Raw genomic sequence first — 15,167 nt, 5'->3', positions numbered from 1 at the left:
GATCTCACCGGTAACCGCGGATCGTGTCGACTAGGACATCGCCCGTTCGACGGAGGAGGGCGACTGTGGTTGGGCGGGTGAAGTGGGGCATTTCTCGTTCGCGGACACCTCGCTAACGCCGTGGGGAGTCGCCTACTGGCTGACTGAATAGTTCGAACTCTCCGGCGTCGCTCATCGGTGCGCTCAACAGCTCCCGCGCCATCTTCGGGACGATGAAAAGCCCTTCGGCCTCGACGGTGACCTGGCCGTCGGCGTCCAGCACGTGACCCTTGACGGTCGTCTTCCATCCGTCGGTGCGATCGACCCAGCCTTCCGCAGTCAGGTTGTGCTGCAGCGGCGAGGGCCTACGGTAGGTCAGCGTCAGGTAGGCGGTCATCCCGGGCTTGCCGATCAGCGGAGGCACCGAACCGAGGACCTGGTCCATGATCATCGCGAGCATCCCGCCGTGTACGTGCTTGGGCGGGCCTTCGTACGCCGCTCCCAGGTTGAACGTGCAGGAGACCCGCTTGGCCGCACGGTCGCGGTGCATCTTCAGCGGCGGGGCGAAGGCGTTGCGCCGCCCGACCGCCGGGTTTCCCGGATCACGCCAGCGCCCGTCACTGCTGACCCGCAGCCCGAGCGGGCCTTCGTGCGCGTTCACGAGCAGCTTTGCGCTGATGTCGCGGACCTGCGCGGTCAGGTCGTCGACATCGGCAGGATCGACCTTGGTGCGAATCGTGGCGTCGAGCAGTTCGCGGACGGCGTCCGCCAGGTCTTCGTAGGCTCGCTCCTTCTCGCGAAGCGTCTCCGGGTCGCGTACCTCGCCCGCGACAGGCAGAAATCCATCACTCACCCCACCATCATTCACCCTCAAGAATCCGCGAGGACGCGCGTAGCGCGCTCGTCACACTTCTGGCGGGGCTCGCAGGAAATCCGGCTTGCACGGCGGCGGGTGTGCTCAACGGATACTCGTTTCGAATCGAGGTGGGACCGTTTCCGGCGGCGACTCGTCAAGACGAGACTTGTGCGGCCGAGCCGGGTAGCGATCGCTGTTCGCTCGCGATTCCATGAGGCAGCACCCCACGACCGGCTGCTACTCCACACCTGTGACATTTGGGACTAACCGGGGCTGATTTCCCCGGTGAAGATGGGGTCATGAGCACTCCAGTCATCGAAGTCACCGACCTCAAGCGGCGGTACGGCGGCAAGGACGGTTTCGAGGCCGTCAAGGGCGTCTCCTTCGCCGTCCACGCTGGCGAGCTGTTCGCTCTCCTGGGCACCAACGGCGCCGGCAAGACCTCCGCGCTCGAGGTCGCCGAAGGCATCGCACCTCCGGCCGCCGGCTCGGTCGCAGTACTTGGCCTTGATCCCTACACTGAGCGCACCCGAGTCCGCCCACACATGGGCATCATGCTGCAGCAGGGCGGACTCCCCGACGATCTAACAGTGCGCGAGACCGCCACGATGTGGGCCGGCACCCTCGATGATCCCCGCCCGGTCGACGACGCGATCGCGATGGTCGAGCTCACCGACCGCAGCGACGTCCGCGTCGCGTCACTGTCCGGCGGCGAGCGGCGCCGAGTCGACCTCGCGCTCGCTCTCATGGGCAATCCGAAGGCGCTGTTCCTCGACGAGCCGACCACCGGCCTCGATCCGCAGAGCCGCCGCACCACCTGGGAACTCGTACGCCGCCTCAAGGCCGACGGATGCGCCGTCGTCCTGACCACCCACTACCTCGACGAGGCCGAAGAGCTAGCCGACCGACTCGCCATCATGCACCAGGGCGAGATCGTCACCGAAGGCACCGCGGCGGAGATCGCGCAGGCCTACCCGGCGACCATCACCCTCCGCGGGGTCGACGCCCGCCGGCTGCCGACGATCACCGGCAGCGCCGCGCAGGACGGCGACCGCACCACCACCCAGACCCGCCAGCTCCAGCGCGATCTGACGACTCTCATGGTCTGGGCCGAGCGTGAGCGGATCACCCTCGATGATCTGCACGCCCGTGAGGCGTCCGTTGAGGAGGCATTCCTCGCGATCGCGGGCAAGCACCACGAGGAGGCGTGATGAATCCAAAGGCTGCTCACGACGTCTCGGCGTCGTCGGTCGCTGCGCGACACTCCTCGCTCGACGACCACCGGGACCAAATCGACAACCACGCGAACGCACTCGAAGGGACTGGCATGACGACCGCAACCATTGCCGAGAAGCCGAAGAAGTCGATGCTGGCACGCACCATGTCGCTGGCGGCCGGCGAGATGCGGATGCTGCTGCGCAACAAGACCGCGATCACCAACGTCATGATCGTGCCGCTGCTCCTGCTCGGCACGCTCGCAGCAGTAAACGGGTTCGATGGCGCGAACACCGGGATCGGCAACGCCGTCCTGATCGCGGGCGTGATCCTCGCGATCGGGTACGTCGTCTACTACAACCTCGTGACGACCTTCGTAGCCCGCCGCGAGTCCTACGTGCTCAAGCGGATGCGGACCGGTCCGACCAGCGACGCCGGCATCATCGCCGCCGCGTCGGTGCCGAGCGTCGTCCTCGCGTTCCTGCAGGTCATCGTCGTCCTGGTCGCCCTGATAGTGCTGGGCCACGCACCCGGCCTGGTCAACGTCGTCCCGGTGATCGTGGCGATCGTGCTCGGAACCCTCGCGTTCGGCGGTCTGGCGCTGATCTCGACCGGCTTCACCCGCACCGCGGAGACCGCCCAGATCACCACCCTCCCAGTCCTGATGATCTCGCTCGGCCTCTCCGGGATGTTCTTCCCGCTGCACCTCCTCCCCGACGTCCTGGCCCGCATCGCGCACTACACACCCGGTGCCGCGATCGTGGACCTGCTCAACATCGGCGTCGCCGGCACCGGGGTGGACGGTGAGCAGCTCGCGGTGTCCGACACCTGGACGGCGATGCTGCAGCCAGCCGGCATCCTCGTCGCCTGGACGGCGATCGGCGCCTACTACCTCGGCAAGCGCTTCCGCTGGGAGCCGCGCCGCTAGGCTCAATCACGCACACAACCGGTCGTTGGCGCACGTCTCGCGTGCGCCAACGACCACATCGCGTACGGCGAGGAGGTGATCAGCAGTGGTACGGCGGTGGTCCCATCTGAGCAACCTCGAGAAGTTCGACGCCTACACCCGCTGGTCGCTGTACGCACTCGTCGCGGTGGTCCCCTTCGGGATCCTCGGGTGGGCGGGCGATCTGCACGAGGGCCGGCCACTCGTCCAGGCTGGGTTTTGGCTCTCCGTCGCGGCACTCACCCTCGGATGTCTGCTCGCGTCACGTCAGCTGATGAGCAGCGAACGTGCCGGCATGCACCTCAGCCCGGTCGTCACCGCCCTCATCCTGCTCGGTTGTGCCGGCGTCGTCATCATCGCGACGTCGGAAAAGCCGATCGATCCAGAAGGCCTGAGCGACGAGGGCTGGATCGTGCTGACCGCCGTGGCCTTCGCCGTGGGCTGTACGACCGCCACGATCCCGTTCCGTTACGTCGTGGTGATCGGCGCTGCGGCCGCCGCCGCGACGACGTACCTGCTCAACAGCGACGGGAACGGCCAGGAGATGACCTTCGGTGTGCTCGGCGCGTTCGCCTTCTACGTCTCGGCCGCGGTCGCCATGCGTGCCTCCATCGGGATGCTACAGCTCATGCGCCGGATCGACCACGCCCGCGAGATCGAGTCCCAGCTCGCCGTAGCCGAGGAGCGGCTGCGGTTCGCCCGCGACCTGCACGACACCCTCGGGCACAACCTGTCGGCCATCGCGCTCAAGAGCCAGGTCGCCCGCGCTCAGCTCGCGCGCAACCCCGAGGCGGCCGGCGCAGAGGTGGACGCCGTCCGCGCGCTGGCCGACGAGTCCCTCACCGAGATGCGGGCCGTCGTCCGCGGATATCGCGACTCCGACCTGGATGCCGAGCTCGCCGGTGCCCGTTCACTACTGGCCTCCGCGGGCATCAAGTGCACTATCGCCGGTTCGGCCACCGACGTCAACGAGCTCGCATGGGTGGTTCGCGAGGCGGTCACCAACGTCATCCGGCACAGCGACGCCCACCGGTGCTTGATCGAGCTCAGCCAGGATCACGGCCAGAGTCGCGTGCGGGTCTGGAACGATGGTGCCCGACCAGCCGTAGCGCCGACAACGCAGAGCGGCAACGGCATCGACGGGCTGCGCGCTCGTCTCGCAGCCAGCGGCGGTTCGGTGCGCATCGAGCGCCCGCGCCCGGGCGAGGTCGAGCTCATCGCGACCATCGAACGGCACCCGGCGATGAAAGGACATGAGGGACAGATCAGGCACGTGACCTGGCCGGCATCCGTGTGGTCATCGCGGACGACGAACGGCTCATTCGGGACGCATTCGCGGCCCTGCTGGGCTTCGAGGGCGACATCGAGGTCGCCGCGGTCGCATCTTCCGGCGAACAGGCGCTCGCCGAGGCCGCGCGTCACGAGCCGGACGTCGCCCTGCTCGATCTGCAGATGCCAGGTATGGATGGCATCGAGACCGCGTCGGCACTTCTCCGCAGCCAGCCCGACCTCGCCGTCATGATCGTCACCTCACACGGCCGGCCCGGTTATCTGAAACGTGCCCTGGAGGCCGGCGTGCGAGGATTCGTCCCGAAGACGGTCTCGGCCCCGGCGCTTGCCAGCGCCGTCCGCTCGGTCGCGTCCGGCAGCCGGTACATCGATCCCGACCTGGCCGCCGAGGCGATGCAGGCAGGCGACTGCCCACTGACCGCCCGCGAGTGCGACGTCCTCGAGCTGGCCGCCGATGGCACGGGCATCGACGAGATCGCTGCCAAGGCATCACTGTCGGCGGGCACGGTCCGCAACTACCTCTCGTCGGCGATGCTCAAGCTGGATGCCGCCAACCGCCACGAGGCAGTCGCCACCGCTCGGCGCTACGGCTGGATCTGAACCCGCGCCGATGCCCGGGGTCCAACACCCGACTGAAGGGCGTTCGGTTGCCGGAGCTCGGTGACCCGTCCGCCAGGAACCTTCAACCGAATCCGATTCCGGCTCGGTACAGGGTCCACACGAGCGCGGCGGGCGCTCAGTCCTTCTCGTCAACGGCCTTCTCGAGCTGGGCCTTGTTCATCTTCGAGCGGCCTTCGATGTTCTTGGCCTTCGCCTCGGCGTAGAGCTGATCGCGGGTGCGCCCGCCCGCGCCCTTGTGCGACCGCAAGCCGCCCCGGCGTCCGGACGAGATGTCCTCCAACGACTGCTTGCTCGCCTCGTCGGACTCGCCGGCGCGCGCTCGCTCCTTGTTCACGGTGCGGGCGGCGATCTCCTCGGCGGTGTCCTCGTCCTCGCCCCGCTCGAGCAAACCGTCCTTGATGTGGTCGTACTGTCGTTCGCGCTTGTCGCTCCACCCAGATCGTGGCATCTCGATCGCCTCTCCTTCGGGGCTCGTCGGTGCGGACGTTGTCCTCTGTCATACCCCACGCACGCGGTCGCAACCGACGGCGCCTGCTGGTTGATCGGCCCAGATCCAGGGCATGTCTGATTGATCCAGGAATTTCGGAGGAGGGCAGCGAGATGACAACAGCCGAGTCCCGCAACTCTGGGCTCGCGGAGCGCATCGCCACGCTCGCGGGCGAATCAGGACTGACCGTCGCCGCCGCGGAGTCGCTCACGAGCGGGGGCTTTTCCAGCGCCCTAGGCGCGGCGTCCGACTCCTCAGACTGGTTCGTGGGCGGCGTCGTGGCCTACAGCAGGCGCGTCAAGCACGAGGTGCTCGGCGTCCCGGAGGGACCGGTGGTCTGTGCGGAGGCCGCCACGGCAATGGCCGCCGGTGTTCGGTCCATGCTGGGCGCGGACGTCGCCGTGGCGCTCTCAGGTGCCGGCGGCCCGGACCCGCAGGACGGCCAGGCCCCCGGCACGGTCTATCTGGCCGCGGATTGCGACGCCGACAGCCAGGTGCAGCGGGTTCAGCTGTCTGGGCCACCGTCGGAGGTGGTCCAGCAGTCGGTCACTCTCGCGCTGGAGATGATGCTCCGGCTCCTCGAGAAGCAGAGCGCGGGGGCGGACGACGCCTAGCGTCGCAAAGCCACTGCCAGGTCACTACCCTCGGCACATGGGCACCTTGCATCTGTCGCACTGGGGAACCTACGAGGCCGAGGTCGAGAACGGCCGGATCACCAAGGTCACGCCGTACGCCGGTGACCCGGACCCGCACCGCATCGTCGAGAACATCGTCGCGATGCAGGACCACCCGACGCGCATCGATCGCCCCTACGTGCGCCGCGGCTGGCTCGAGCGCGGCCCCGGACCGACGAGTGGCCCGCACGCCTCCCAGCACTGCGGCCCGGGTCGCGGTCGGGACGAGTTCGTCCCAGTGAGCTGGGACGAGGCGCTCGACCTGGTCGCCGGCGAGCTGCGCCGGCTGTACGACGGCCCCGGACCGGAGTCGATCTACGGCGGCTCCTACGGCTGGTCGAGCGCCGGCCGGTTTCACCACGCCCAGTCCCAGGTCAAGCGCTTTCTGTCTGCCGCCGGCGGGTACGTCGGGCACATCAACAACTACAGCTTCGGCGCCTCGGCGCCGTTCCTGTCTCACGTCATCGCGACCGAGGCGCAGTGGGAGACCAAGGCGACTACCTGGAAGTCGATCGCCGAGAACGCCGAGCTGATCGTCGCCATCGGCGGCCTGGCGCGCAAGAACTCCGCCATCGCCAACGGCGGCGCCATCCACCACGACCTCGTCTACTGGCTGGAGCAGGCTCGCTCGCACGGCGCAGAGCTGGTCAGCATCTCGCCGCTGCGCGACGACCTCCCCGTCGAGGGGCGTTGGATACCGGTACGCCCGGCATCCGACGGCGCCCTGCTGCAGGCGATCGCCCACGAACTTATCGAAGCAGATCTATACGACAAGGAATTTATCGGGAACTACACCGTCGGGTTCGACCTGTTCGCGCAGTCGCTCGAGGGCCGGACGCCGGAGTGGGCCGCCGAGCAGTGCGGCATCGAAGCCGACGCGATCCGCGAGCTCGCCCGGGAGATGGCCACCAAGCGGACCTTCCTGACGATGTCGTGGTCGATGCAGCGCCAGCAGTACGGCGAGCAGACCCTGTGGCTGGGCGTCTGCGTGGCCGCCCTGCTCGGCCAGATCGGGCTGCCCGGCGGCGGGTTCGGGCACGGCTACGCCTCGACCAACCGAGTGGGGCATGAGGAGATGGCGCTCGGGCTGCCGACCTTCAGCAAGGGCCACAACCCGGTGCGCACGTACATCCCGGTGAGCCGGATCGCCGACATGATGCTGCACCCCGGCGACGAATACACCTACGACGGGCGGATCTTGCGCTACCCCGACATCAAGCTCGTCTACTGGGCCGGCGGCAACCCCTTCCACGCGCACCCGGACCTCAAGCGGCTGCGGGAGGCATTCGGTCGCGTCGATACGTTCGTCGTCCAGGACTCCGTCTGGACCGCGACCGCCCGGCACGCCGACATCGTGCTGCCTGCGACGCTGTCAATCGAGCGCGACGACATGGGCGCGGCGATCACCGAGAGCATGCTGGTCCCGATGAAGCAGCTGGTCCCGCCGTACGGCGAGGCCCGCGACGACTACTGGATCCTTCAGCAGCTGGCGCAGCGTCTGGGCTGCGACGAGGCGTTCTCCGAGGGCAAGCCGGTCATCGAATGGCTTGAATGGATGTACGACAAGTTCGCCACGAAGTACGCATCCCGCGGCTACTCCCTCCCACCGTGGGAGACCTTCTGGGAGGACGGCGAGCCTATCGAGATCCCGAAGTCCGACCCGGACCGCGTGATGCACAGCGAGTTCCGCGAGGACCCGTCGGCGAACCCGTTGCGGACGCCGAGCAAGAAGATCCACCTGCAAAGCGACGAGATCGAGGACTTCGGGTACGACGACTGCCCCGGCACGCCCACGTGGCGGGCGCCGGACGACTGGGCCAACCGTGCCGACTACCCGCTGGCGCTGATCGCCAACCAGCCCAAGGCTCGACTGCACAGCCAGCTCGACCCGGGCGGCTACTCCGCGTCGACCAAGGTGGCTGGGCGCGAGCCGATCCGGCTGCACCCGGACGACGCGGCGGCGCGCGGGATCGCCGACGGCGACGTCGTAAAGGTCTCCAGCCCGCGCGGTTTCTGCCTCGCGGGCGCCGTCCTCTCGGAGGATCTGATGCCCGGCGTCGTCCAGCTCTCCACCGGCGCGTGGTACGACCCCGACGAGGACGGCAACTGCATCCACGGCAACCCGAACGTGCTGGTCAAGGACATCCCGGTCTCGAAGCTCAGCCGCGGCAACGTCGGCCAGCACGTTCAGGTAGAGGTCGCGAAGTACGACGGGACGCCGCCACCGGTCACTGTCTGGTCGCCACCCAAGATCGCCGAGGAACTACCCGACCGTCGATGACGGTCGCAGGCCCGCAGAGACGACTCAGTGACGACCGTGACGGGTGCGCGCTGGTCGAAGGTCGTGGGTTCGTTGGGACGTCGGGCGGCTAACGGGGTGGTTACCTTCGGGTAACGGACGACGTCCCAGTACATCGCGTTGTGGCATGGTGAGGCGATTTGTTGTTTCACGCCGACCACACAAGGAGCGAGGACTCGTGGCCACCAAAGTGCAGTCCACCGAGCGCGAGCAGTGGAGCCACCAGACCGGCTTCATCCTCGCCGCGATCGGCTCGGCCGTCGGTCTGGGCAACATCTGGCGGTTCCCCGGGGTCGCCTACGAGGGTGGCGGCGGCGCTTTCCTCGTCCCGTACCTGATCGCGCTGCTCACCGCCGGCATCCCGATCCTGTTCCTGGACTACGCGATCGGCCACCGGTTCCGCGGCGCGGCACCGCTGGCCTTTCGACGTATGAAGAAGTGGACCGAGCCGCTGGGTTGGTTCCAGATCATGCTGTCGTTCGTCATTGCGGTGTACTACGCGGCCGTGATCGCCTGGTCGATGAGCTACTTCGTGTTCTCCTTCGACATGGAGTACGCCGACGATCCCAAGGGCTTCTTCCTCGGCGAGTACCTGCAGGTCGGCGAGCCGGAGATCTCCACCAGCATCGTGGCAGGCGTAGCCATCCCACTCGTGCTCGTCTGGGTCGCGGTGCTCGTCATCCTGGGCCTCGGCGTGGCCGGCGGTGTGCAGCGGGTCAACGTCATCGGCATTCCGCTGCTGCTGGTCGCCTTCATCGCGCTGGTGATTCGCGCGCTGACCCTGCCCGGCGCGACTGACGGCCTCAACGAGCTGTTCACCCCCGACTGGGAGGCGCTGAGCGATCCGGATGTCTGGATCGCGGCGTACAGCCAGATCTTCTTCTCGCTGTCGATCGCCTTCGGCATCATGATCACGTACGCCTCCTACCAGAAGCGCAAGGCCAACATGACCTCCTCCGGTCTGGTGGTGGCCTTCGCGAACTCGTCGTTCGAGATCCTCGCCGGCATCGCGGTCTTCTCGACCCTCGGCTTCCTGGCCTTCGAGCGAGGCGTCGGCGTCGGGGAGCTCGAAGGCCTCACCGGCCCGATTCTCTCATTCGTCACCTTCCCGGCCGTTCTGGCGCAGATGCCCGCTGGCAGCCTGTGGGGCGCGGTGTTCTTCGGCGCTCTGGTGATCGCCGGGTTCACATCGCTCATCTCGATCCTGCTGGGCGTCTCGGCGTCGCTGCAAGAGAAGCTCGGCGTCTCGCGTCGCGCCGCGGCAGTCGGCGTCGCGGCCGTCTGCGGCACCATCTCGGTCGCGCTGTTCTCCACGACGTCCGGTCTGCTCGCCCTCGACACGGTCGACCAGTGGGCGAACAACATCGGCGTCGTGACCTCGGCGATCCTGATGGCCATCATCGTCATCTGGATCATCCGCAAGGGCGACGAGCTGCGCTTCCACCTCAACTCCGTCTCGACCTTCAAGGTCGGCAGGATCTGGATCCTGCTGCTCGGCGTCCTGGCCCCGATCTACCTGTCGTACATGCTCATCGAGCGCATCATCACCCTCATCAGCGACGGGTACGAGCAGCTGCCGACCTGGTACCTCGTCGTCTTCGGGTGGGGCACCATCGCGTTCACGGTGATCGCGGCGTTCGTGCTCACCGCACTGCCGTGGCGCAACAGCACCGAGCGCTTCACGCCGTGGCCGCAGCTGCGCCACGACGACGTGAAGACCGCGCTCGCCGGACCTCCCCAGTCCGCGGACGGATCGACGAACGGAGAGATCAAGTGACCGGACCGGCCATCACCATGCTCGTCGTGTCGATCCTGCTCGTGTGGGGTGGGCTCGTCGCCAGCATCGCCTACCTGCGGGCCCGCCCGGAGGTCGTCGCCGGACCCGCGGCGATCGACCCGGACGAGTACGCGCAGGACGACCACCGCCACGAGTGACCTGCCTCTGAATGTGGAAAGCCGGTGTGGTGGCTTCTTCCCCAAGCCACCACACCGGCAAGACCCATTGAATCGCACCGCGGTTCACCATGCACGTCGACACGCCCGGCATCGACACCTCGGCGTGATTGGTCATCACCACGCGACTCGCGTCCGGCCGCCACCCGCCTGCGTCTGCGGTGGATGGGGCCCGTTCAGCCGCCGTCGTACTGGTCCCCGCCGGGACAGGCCTTGTGCCAGTACCGGATCACCGAGTCGGCGTACTTCTGGTAGTCGCCCTCGAACCCGAGGGCGGCCTGGTACTTCTCGACCCACTCCTTGACGCCGTCAGGAGCAAGGTCGACGGCAGGTTGCAGCAGGCTCTCGGCCTCCGGCGAGTCCTTTTTGTAGTAGTACTCGGCCCAGGCATTGCACCACGCGACGGTCGCCTCGTCTGCCGGACCGGACGGCTCGGCCGGCCCAGCTGACGAGCTGATCCCGCTGCCGCCCGCACAGTTCTCGTCGCGCCAGCTGTTGATCGCGTCGTTGGCCTGGGTGCCCTTCTTCGCGGCCTCCTCGTCGTCGTCGTCGGCCTCCTTCGCCTCGATCCGCGCCTCGACGTGCTCGTAGACGCCTTCCGGCGCCATCTCCAGAAGGTCCTTCAGCCACTGCTCCTGGTTCTCGACGTTCGAGTCGTTGAAGTACTCGTCGTACTCGGCGCAGAAGGTCTCGATGTTCTCCGCGGTTGGCTCGACCGGGCCGGACGAGCATCCGGCCAGCAGCAGTCCGGTGCTCAGCACTCCGGCGATGACGATTCGGCGCATGGCGGCCTCCGGCGGCAAGAGTCTTCTCAGGGAACGCAGTCGCTGACGCGGAGGCTGCGAACCGGGTTCCACCTGAGCATAGGGCTCCACAGCGGACTTGACGATGGCGCGCCGTCCGACGGCTCGCGCGGCCGATCGAGGCTAGTTGCGGGCAGGGTTGTCGGGGCAGCTGCGCAGGAACGCGGCGTCGCCCTGCTGACGCGCCAGCACTCCGCGCCACAGGGTCGCGGACGTCGGCGACACCGCGTCGTCGGCGTGGCTCGGCACGACCAGCCACGCGCCCTCGTCGATCTCGAGCTCGAGCTGACCCGGTGACCAGCCGGAGTAGCCCTGGAACAACCGGACGCCGGACACCGCCGACAGGATCGCGTCGGGATCCACCTCCCCCTCCACCCGGTAGAGCGACTGGTGGCGGTAGCGCTTGACCTCGACCAGCCCCTCGACGTCCAGCCCCGGACGGCCCACCGCGAGGCAGAGCACCAGGTCGTAGTCGCACGGCCCACCGCGGTGCAGCTTGCGCGGCGGCATCGCCGATCGCCACCAGCGCGGAAGAGCCACCCGGACGTCGTCGCGGGTCGGCTCGGAGAGGATGACTCCCTGGTAGCCCTCGTCGTAGTCCCCCACGATCAGCACCACCGTTCGATCGAAGGTGGGGTCGCCCAGCGCCGGCATCGCGAGCAGCAGCGCACCCACCTCCGGACGGCGGAGCTCATCCGAGCCGCGGCCGTCCAGCCAGTCCTGTACCCCGTCGCGCTGCATCGCCTCCTATTGTCTCCCAGGCCGGCACCGATGTCTCCCGCCCGGCGCATCCCCTCGGGCTGCGACGCCGCGGCGTCCGCAGACACGGACCACCGTTCATCACCCGAGGCAGGGTCGTAGTCTTGAGCGTGTGACCGGATTGCAGCATGACGAGGTACGCGCTCACGCGCACCCACACCTCGAGGCGATGCGCGGGTCACATGCCGTCAAGGCGATCATCAGGCTGCCGGCATTCCGCCGGTTGTACGGCGCGAGAATCGCCGCGCAGTGGGCCGATGGGTGCTTCCAGGCGAGCCTCGCCGGCACCGTCCTGTTCAACCCGCAGCACGCCGCGAGCCCGACGGACATGGCGGCGGGCTTCGCGGTGATGCTGCTGCCCTACTCGCTGATCGGACCGTTCGTCGGCGTCCTGCTCGACCGCTACAGCCGGCGCCACCTGATGACCGTCGCCATGATGCTGCGGGCACTGATCACCGTGCTGACCTGTGTGGTCATTTGGCAGGGCTACCAGGGACTCGGGTTCTTCGTGCTCGCGCTGCTGAGCTTGTCATTGAGCCGGTTCTTCCTGTCCGGGCTGTCAGCGGGCCTGCCGCACGTCGTTCCTCGCAACACGCTGGTCACCTCGAACGCCTTCACCACCACCAGCGGCACGATCTCCTCGTTGATTGGCGGGGGATGCGCCATCGGCCTGCTCAACGCAGCCGGCAAGAGCAACCACGGGTACGCCGTGGTCGCGGCCACGAGCGTGCTCGGCACGCTGCTCGCGGCCTGGCTGATGAGCCGCTTCGCCCCCACCATGCTCGGGCCGGACCACGCCACCCGCCAGTCCGCGCAACGAGTGGTCGACGTGCTGCGCGGCGTCCGGGACGGCGCCCGGCACATCCTGGCGCACCCCGAGGTGGCCGGCGTCCTGACCTCCATCGCGGCGCATCGGTTCATCTTCGGCGCCGTCGGCGTCTCGCTACTGCTGCAGTTCAAGAACCATGTCACCGAGGCCGGTCTGATCCCGCACGACATCGCCGGCATCGGCATCGCGCTCGCGGCCGGCGGCGTGGGCGCACTGCTGGCCGCCGCCATCACTCCGGCAGTCGCGCGGGCGATCGGCAAGAACGCGTGGATCGTCGGCGCGTACAGCACCCTCGGCACCGCAGCTGGTCTGATCCTGCTGGTGGACCGCTCCTGGTCGATGATCGTGGCCTCGTTCTGCCTGGGGTTCGCCGGACAGGCCGTCAAGGTCTGCGCCGACACAATCGCCCAGGAGACCATCGACGAGTCCTTCCAGGGACGCACCTTCGCCGTGTACGACACGACCTTCAACGTGGCGTTCGTGCTGGGCGTGGTCCTCGGCGCGTACACGCTGCCCGAGAACGGGCGCAGCACGTGGTTCTTCGTCTCGATCGCCGCCTGCTACCTGCTCGTCGCGCTCCTGTACCGGGTCATCGCCCGCAAGCACGAGGTACCGCGCTAGCCGGTGTGACGTGACGCCGTCGCGTCATACCGGCTAGTTGATGCCCTCGCGGGCCGCCCACGCCTTCAGCTCGGCGACCGCCTCGTCGTGGGAGAGCGGGCCCCGGTCCAGGCGCAGCTCCTTGAGGTGCTTCCACGCCCGACCGACCACCGGGCCGGCCGGCACGTCAAGGATCCGCATGATCTCGTTGCCGTCGATGTCGGGGCGGACGGCGCGCAGGTCCTCGGCTGCCTGGATGTCCGCGATACGCGCCTCGAGCTCGTCGTACGCCGCCGAGAGACGCGCGGCTCGGCGTCGGTTGCGGGTCGTGCAGTCCGACCGCACGAGGACGTGCAGCCGCGAGAGCAGGTCGCCTGCGTCGGTGACATAGCGGCGCACCGCCGAATCGGTCCAGTTGCCCTCGGAGAAGCCGTGGAAGCGCAGGTGCAGAAAGGTGAGCTGGGCGACGTCTTCGACGACCTGCTTGGAGTAGCGCAGCGCGCGCAGCCGCTTGCGCACCATCTTGGCGCCGACCACCTCGTGGTGGTGGAAGCTGACGCCGCCGCCGTCCTCATGGCGCCGGGTCGGGGGCTTGCCGATGTCGTGCAGCAACGCCGCGAGCCGGGTGACGAGGTCGGGGCCATCCAGCCCGAGCCGCGGCTCGAGGTCGATCGCCTGATCGAGGACCGTCAATGAATGTGCGTAGACGTCCTTGTGCTGGTGGTGCTCGTCGATCTCCATGCGCAGCGCCGCGAGCTCGGGCAGGACGACGTCCGCGATGCCGAGCTCCACCATCGCCTCCAGCCCGGGCCGGGGCCGGGGCGTCAGCAACATACGGGACAGCTCGCCCTGCAGCCGTTCGGGCGTGATGCGCGCCAGCTCGCCGCTCATCGCCATGGCGGCGGCCGCGGTCGCCGGGTCGGCGGTGAAGCCGAGCTGGGCGATGAAGCGCACCAGCCGGAAGATCCGCAACGGATCGTCGGCGAAAGACTCCTCCGGGGCGGACGGCGTCCGGAGCACCCCGGCCTCGAGGTCTCGGATCCCGCCGTACGGGTCGTAGAAGGCGCCGTCGATCAACGAGATCGCCATCGCGTTGACGGTGAAGTCGCGCCGGGCGAGGTCGTCGGTGATTGATTCGCCGAAGACCACCTCCGGGTTGCGGGAGACCCGGTCGTACCGGTCGGCGCGGTAGGTGGTGATCTCGATCTGAAAGCCGTGGTGCGTCAGCGCAACCGTGCCGAACTCGATGCCCGTGGTCCACACCGCCTCGGCGTACCCGTCGATCAGCTCCAGCACCTGCTCGGGTCGCGCGGAGGTCGTCATGTCGAGGTCGGTCGAGCGTCGCAGGTCCAGGGTGCCGCGCAGCGCGTCGCGCACAGGGCCGCCAACCAGCGCCAGCTCGTGCCCCGCGTCGCCGAAACGGTCGATGAGCGGACCGAGGACCGGCTGCAGGACGGCCGCGAGCTGGGCGGCGGGCTCAGGGGTGTTCATCGCGATCGAGACTACCGACCGGCCACCGACCCTTGTCGACGCGAGGCCCGCACCGGATCCTGGGCCCGCCGTCCGCGGCGGCGGATGTCATGGGCAAGACGGACCGACCGGCGCGGCGAATCGAGCCGGGCCGGCCCACGCGACAGCCGGCTCGGCCCCGGCGTCGGGCGGAGTGAACGCGCGCGGCGAATTACTCGCGTGTAGCGCAAACCAAACTTGACTTGGTTAACGTAGGAACATGGCTCACTCGCTTCCCCCGGATCAGGCAGCTGGTCCTGCCGATCCGTCGGATGAGCAGGGCCGTGCGTCAGAATTGCCTAAGCGGCGACCCAGCCCCGTCGACGTGATCGCCCATCGCCGGGACC

The 15,167-nt window shown here is 68.2% G+C and carries 13 protein-coding genes and 1 pseudogene; 9 read left to right on the top strand and 5 right to left on the bottom strand.

All coding sequences use genetic code 11. The annotated features are described in order from the left end of the window. Positions 1-112: 112 nt before the first annotated feature. Positions 113-832 carry a PaaI family thioesterase gene (locus DAA40_RS15850; protein ID WP_199849854.1) on the bottom strand — a complete coding sequence of 240 codons (720 nt, stop codon included), beginning with the start codon at positions 830-832 and terminating at the stop codon, positions 113-115. A 302-nt stretch (positions 833-1,134) separates the two neighbouring features. Here DAA40_RS15850 and DAA40_RS15845 point away from each other — a divergent pair, with 302 nt between their 5' ends. The 4 genes and pseudogenes from DAA40_RS15845 (at position 1,135) to DAA40_RS15830 (ending at position 4,886) form a co-directional block, all read left to right on the top strand. Continuing rightward, on the top strand, positions 1,135-2,046 hold the full coding sequence (locus DAA40_RS15845; RefSeq protein WP_106850740.1) for an ABC transporter ATP-binding protein: 912 nt from the start codon (positions 1,135-1,137) through the stop codon (positions 2,044-2,046). After that, positions 2,046-2,978 carry an ABC transporter permease gene (locus DAA40_RS15840; protein ID WP_106850739.1) on the top strand — a complete coding sequence of 311 codons (933 nt, stop codon included), beginning with the start codon at positions 2,046-2,048 and terminating at the stop codon, positions 2,976-2,978. Before DAA40_RS15845 ends, DAA40_RS15840 begins: the two co-directional genes overlap by 1 nt. A gap of 292 nt (positions 2,979-3,270) precedes the next feature. Beyond that, positions 3,271-3,867, top strand: a pseudogene (locus tag DAA40_RS17095) (sensor histidine kinase); the annotation flags it as partial. 422 nt (positions 3,868-4,289) lie between these two features. Then, the gene (locus tag DAA40_RS15830; RefSeq protein WP_234356431.1) at positions 4,290-4,886 is read left to right on the top strand and encodes a response regulator transcription factor; all 597 of its coding nucleotides are present in this window, start codon (positions 4,290-4,292) and stop codon (positions 4,884-4,886) included. A 136-nt stretch (positions 4,887-5,022) separates the two neighbouring features. Here DAA40_RS15830 and DAA40_RS15825 read toward each other — a convergent pair whose 3' ends face one another. Then, on the bottom strand, positions 5,023-5,355 hold the full coding sequence (locus tag DAA40_RS15825) for a plasmid stabilization protein (protein ID WP_106850736.1): 333 nt from the start codon (positions 5,353-5,355) through the stop codon (positions 5,023-5,025). A 152-nt stretch (positions 5,356-5,507) separates the two neighbouring features. On the opposite strand from DAA40_RS15825, the gene DAA40_RS15820 reads away from it, so the two are divergent. The 4 genes from DAA40_RS15820 to DAA40_RS15805 all read left to right on the top strand — a co-directional run bounded on the left by DAA40_RS15820 (position 5,508) and on the right by DAA40_RS15805 (position 10,302). Continuing rightward, positions 5,508-6,008: a CinA family protein gene (locus tag DAA40_RS15820; protein WP_106850735.1), complete on the top strand. Its 501-nt coding sequence runs from the start codon at positions 5,508-5,510 to the stop codon at positions 6,006-6,008. A gap of 37 nt (positions 6,009-6,045) precedes the next feature. Next, positions 6,046-8,349, top strand: a complete 2,304-nt coding sequence (locus tag DAA40_RS15815; RefSeq protein ID WP_106850734.1) for a molybdopterin-dependent oxidoreductase — start codon at positions 6,046-6,048, stop codon at positions 8,347-8,349. A 196-nt stretch (positions 8,350-8,545) separates the two neighbouring features. Further along, a complete protein-coding gene (locus tag DAA40_RS15810; RefSeq protein ID WP_199849853.1) occupies positions 8,546-10,144 on the top strand; it encodes a sodium-dependent transporter in 1,599 nt (532 codons plus the stop codon). Continuing rightward, positions 10,141-10,302 carry a methionine/alanine import family NSS transporter small subunit gene (locus tag DAA40_RS15805; protein WP_106850732.1) on the top strand — a complete coding sequence of 54 codons (162 nt, stop codon included), beginning with the start codon at positions 10,141-10,143 and terminating at the stop codon, positions 10,300-10,302. Before DAA40_RS15810 ends, DAA40_RS15805 begins: the two co-directional genes overlap by 4 nt. A gap of 194 nt (positions 10,303-10,496) precedes the next feature. On the opposite strand, the gene DAA40_RS15800 is transcribed toward DAA40_RS15805, so the two are convergent. Then, complete coding sequence (locus tag DAA40_RS15800) at positions 10,497-11,105, bottom strand: hypothetical protein (protein WP_106850731.1); 609 nt, start codon at positions 11,103-11,105, stop codon at positions 10,497-10,499. 141 nt (positions 11,106-11,246) lie between these two features. After that, complete coding sequence (locus DAA40_RS15795) at positions 11,247-11,864, bottom strand: YqgE/AlgH family protein (RefSeq protein ID WP_106850730.1); 618 nt, start codon at positions 11,862-11,864, stop codon at positions 11,247-11,249. Between the two features lie 130 nt (positions 11,865-11,994). Between DAA40_RS15795 and DAA40_RS15790 the strand changes: the two genes are divergently transcribed. Next, positions 11,995-13,332 carry an MFS transporter gene (locus DAA40_RS15790; protein WP_106850729.1) on the top strand — a complete coding sequence of 446 codons (1,338 nt, stop codon included), beginning with the start codon at positions 11,995-11,997 and terminating at the stop codon, positions 13,330-13,332. 33 nt (positions 13,333-13,365) lie between these two features. Here DAA40_RS15790 and DAA40_RS15785 read toward each other — a convergent pair whose 3' ends face one another. Next, positions 13,366-14,802: a CCA tRNA nucleotidyltransferase gene (locus DAA40_RS15785; RefSeq protein ID WP_106850728.1), complete on the bottom strand. Its 1,437-nt coding sequence runs from the start codon at positions 14,800-14,802 to the stop codon at positions 13,366-13,368. Positions 14,803-15,167 lie beyond the last annotated feature (365 nt).

Origin of the sequence: Blastococcus sp. Marseille-P5729, assembly GCF_900292035.1 — a bacterium.
Taxonomy (GTDB): domain Bacteria; phylum Actinomycetota; class Actinomycetes; order Mycobacteriales; family Antricoccaceae; genus Cumulibacter.
Note: the sequence above shows the minus strand (reverse complement) of the source record. Positions and strands in the feature narration are given on the sequence as shown.

What these genes read in the sequence shown, in the direction of transcription:
- DAA40_RS15795 (WP_106850730.1), bottom strand. Translation starts at nt 11,864, where the DNA reads ATGCAGCGCGACGGGGTACAGGACTGGCTGGACGGCCGCGGCTCGGAT.
- DAA40_RS15840 (WP_106850739.1), top strand. Translation starts at nt 2,046, where the DNA reads ATGAATCCAAAGGCTGCTCACGACGTCTCGGCGTCGTCGGTCGCTGCG.
- DAA40_RS15820 (WP_106850735.1), top strand. Translation starts at nt 5,508, where the DNA reads ATGACAACAGCCGAGTCCCGCAACTCTGGGCTCGCGGAGCGCATCGCC.
- DAA40_RS15815 (WP_106850734.1), top strand. Translation starts at nt 6,046, where the DNA reads ATGGGCACCTTGCATCTGTCGCACTGGGGAACCTACGAGGCCGAGGTC.
- DAA40_RS15785 (WP_106850728.1), bottom strand. Translation starts at nt 14,802, where the DNA reads ATGAACACCCCTGAGCCCGCCGCCCAGCTCGCGGCCGTCCTGCAGCCG.
- DAA40_RS15825 (WP_106850736.1), bottom strand. Translation starts at nt 5,355, where the DNA reads ATGCCACGATCTGGGTGGAGCGACAAGCGCGAACGACAGTACGACCAC.
- DAA40_RS15800 (WP_106850731.1), bottom strand. Translation starts at nt 11,105, where the DNA reads ATGCGCCGAATCGTCATCGCCGGAGTGCTGAGCACCGGACTGCTGCTG.
- DAA40_RS15845 (WP_106850740.1), top strand. Translation starts at nt 1,135, where the DNA reads ATGAGCACTCCAGTCATCGAAGTCACCGACCTCAAGCGGCGGTACGGC.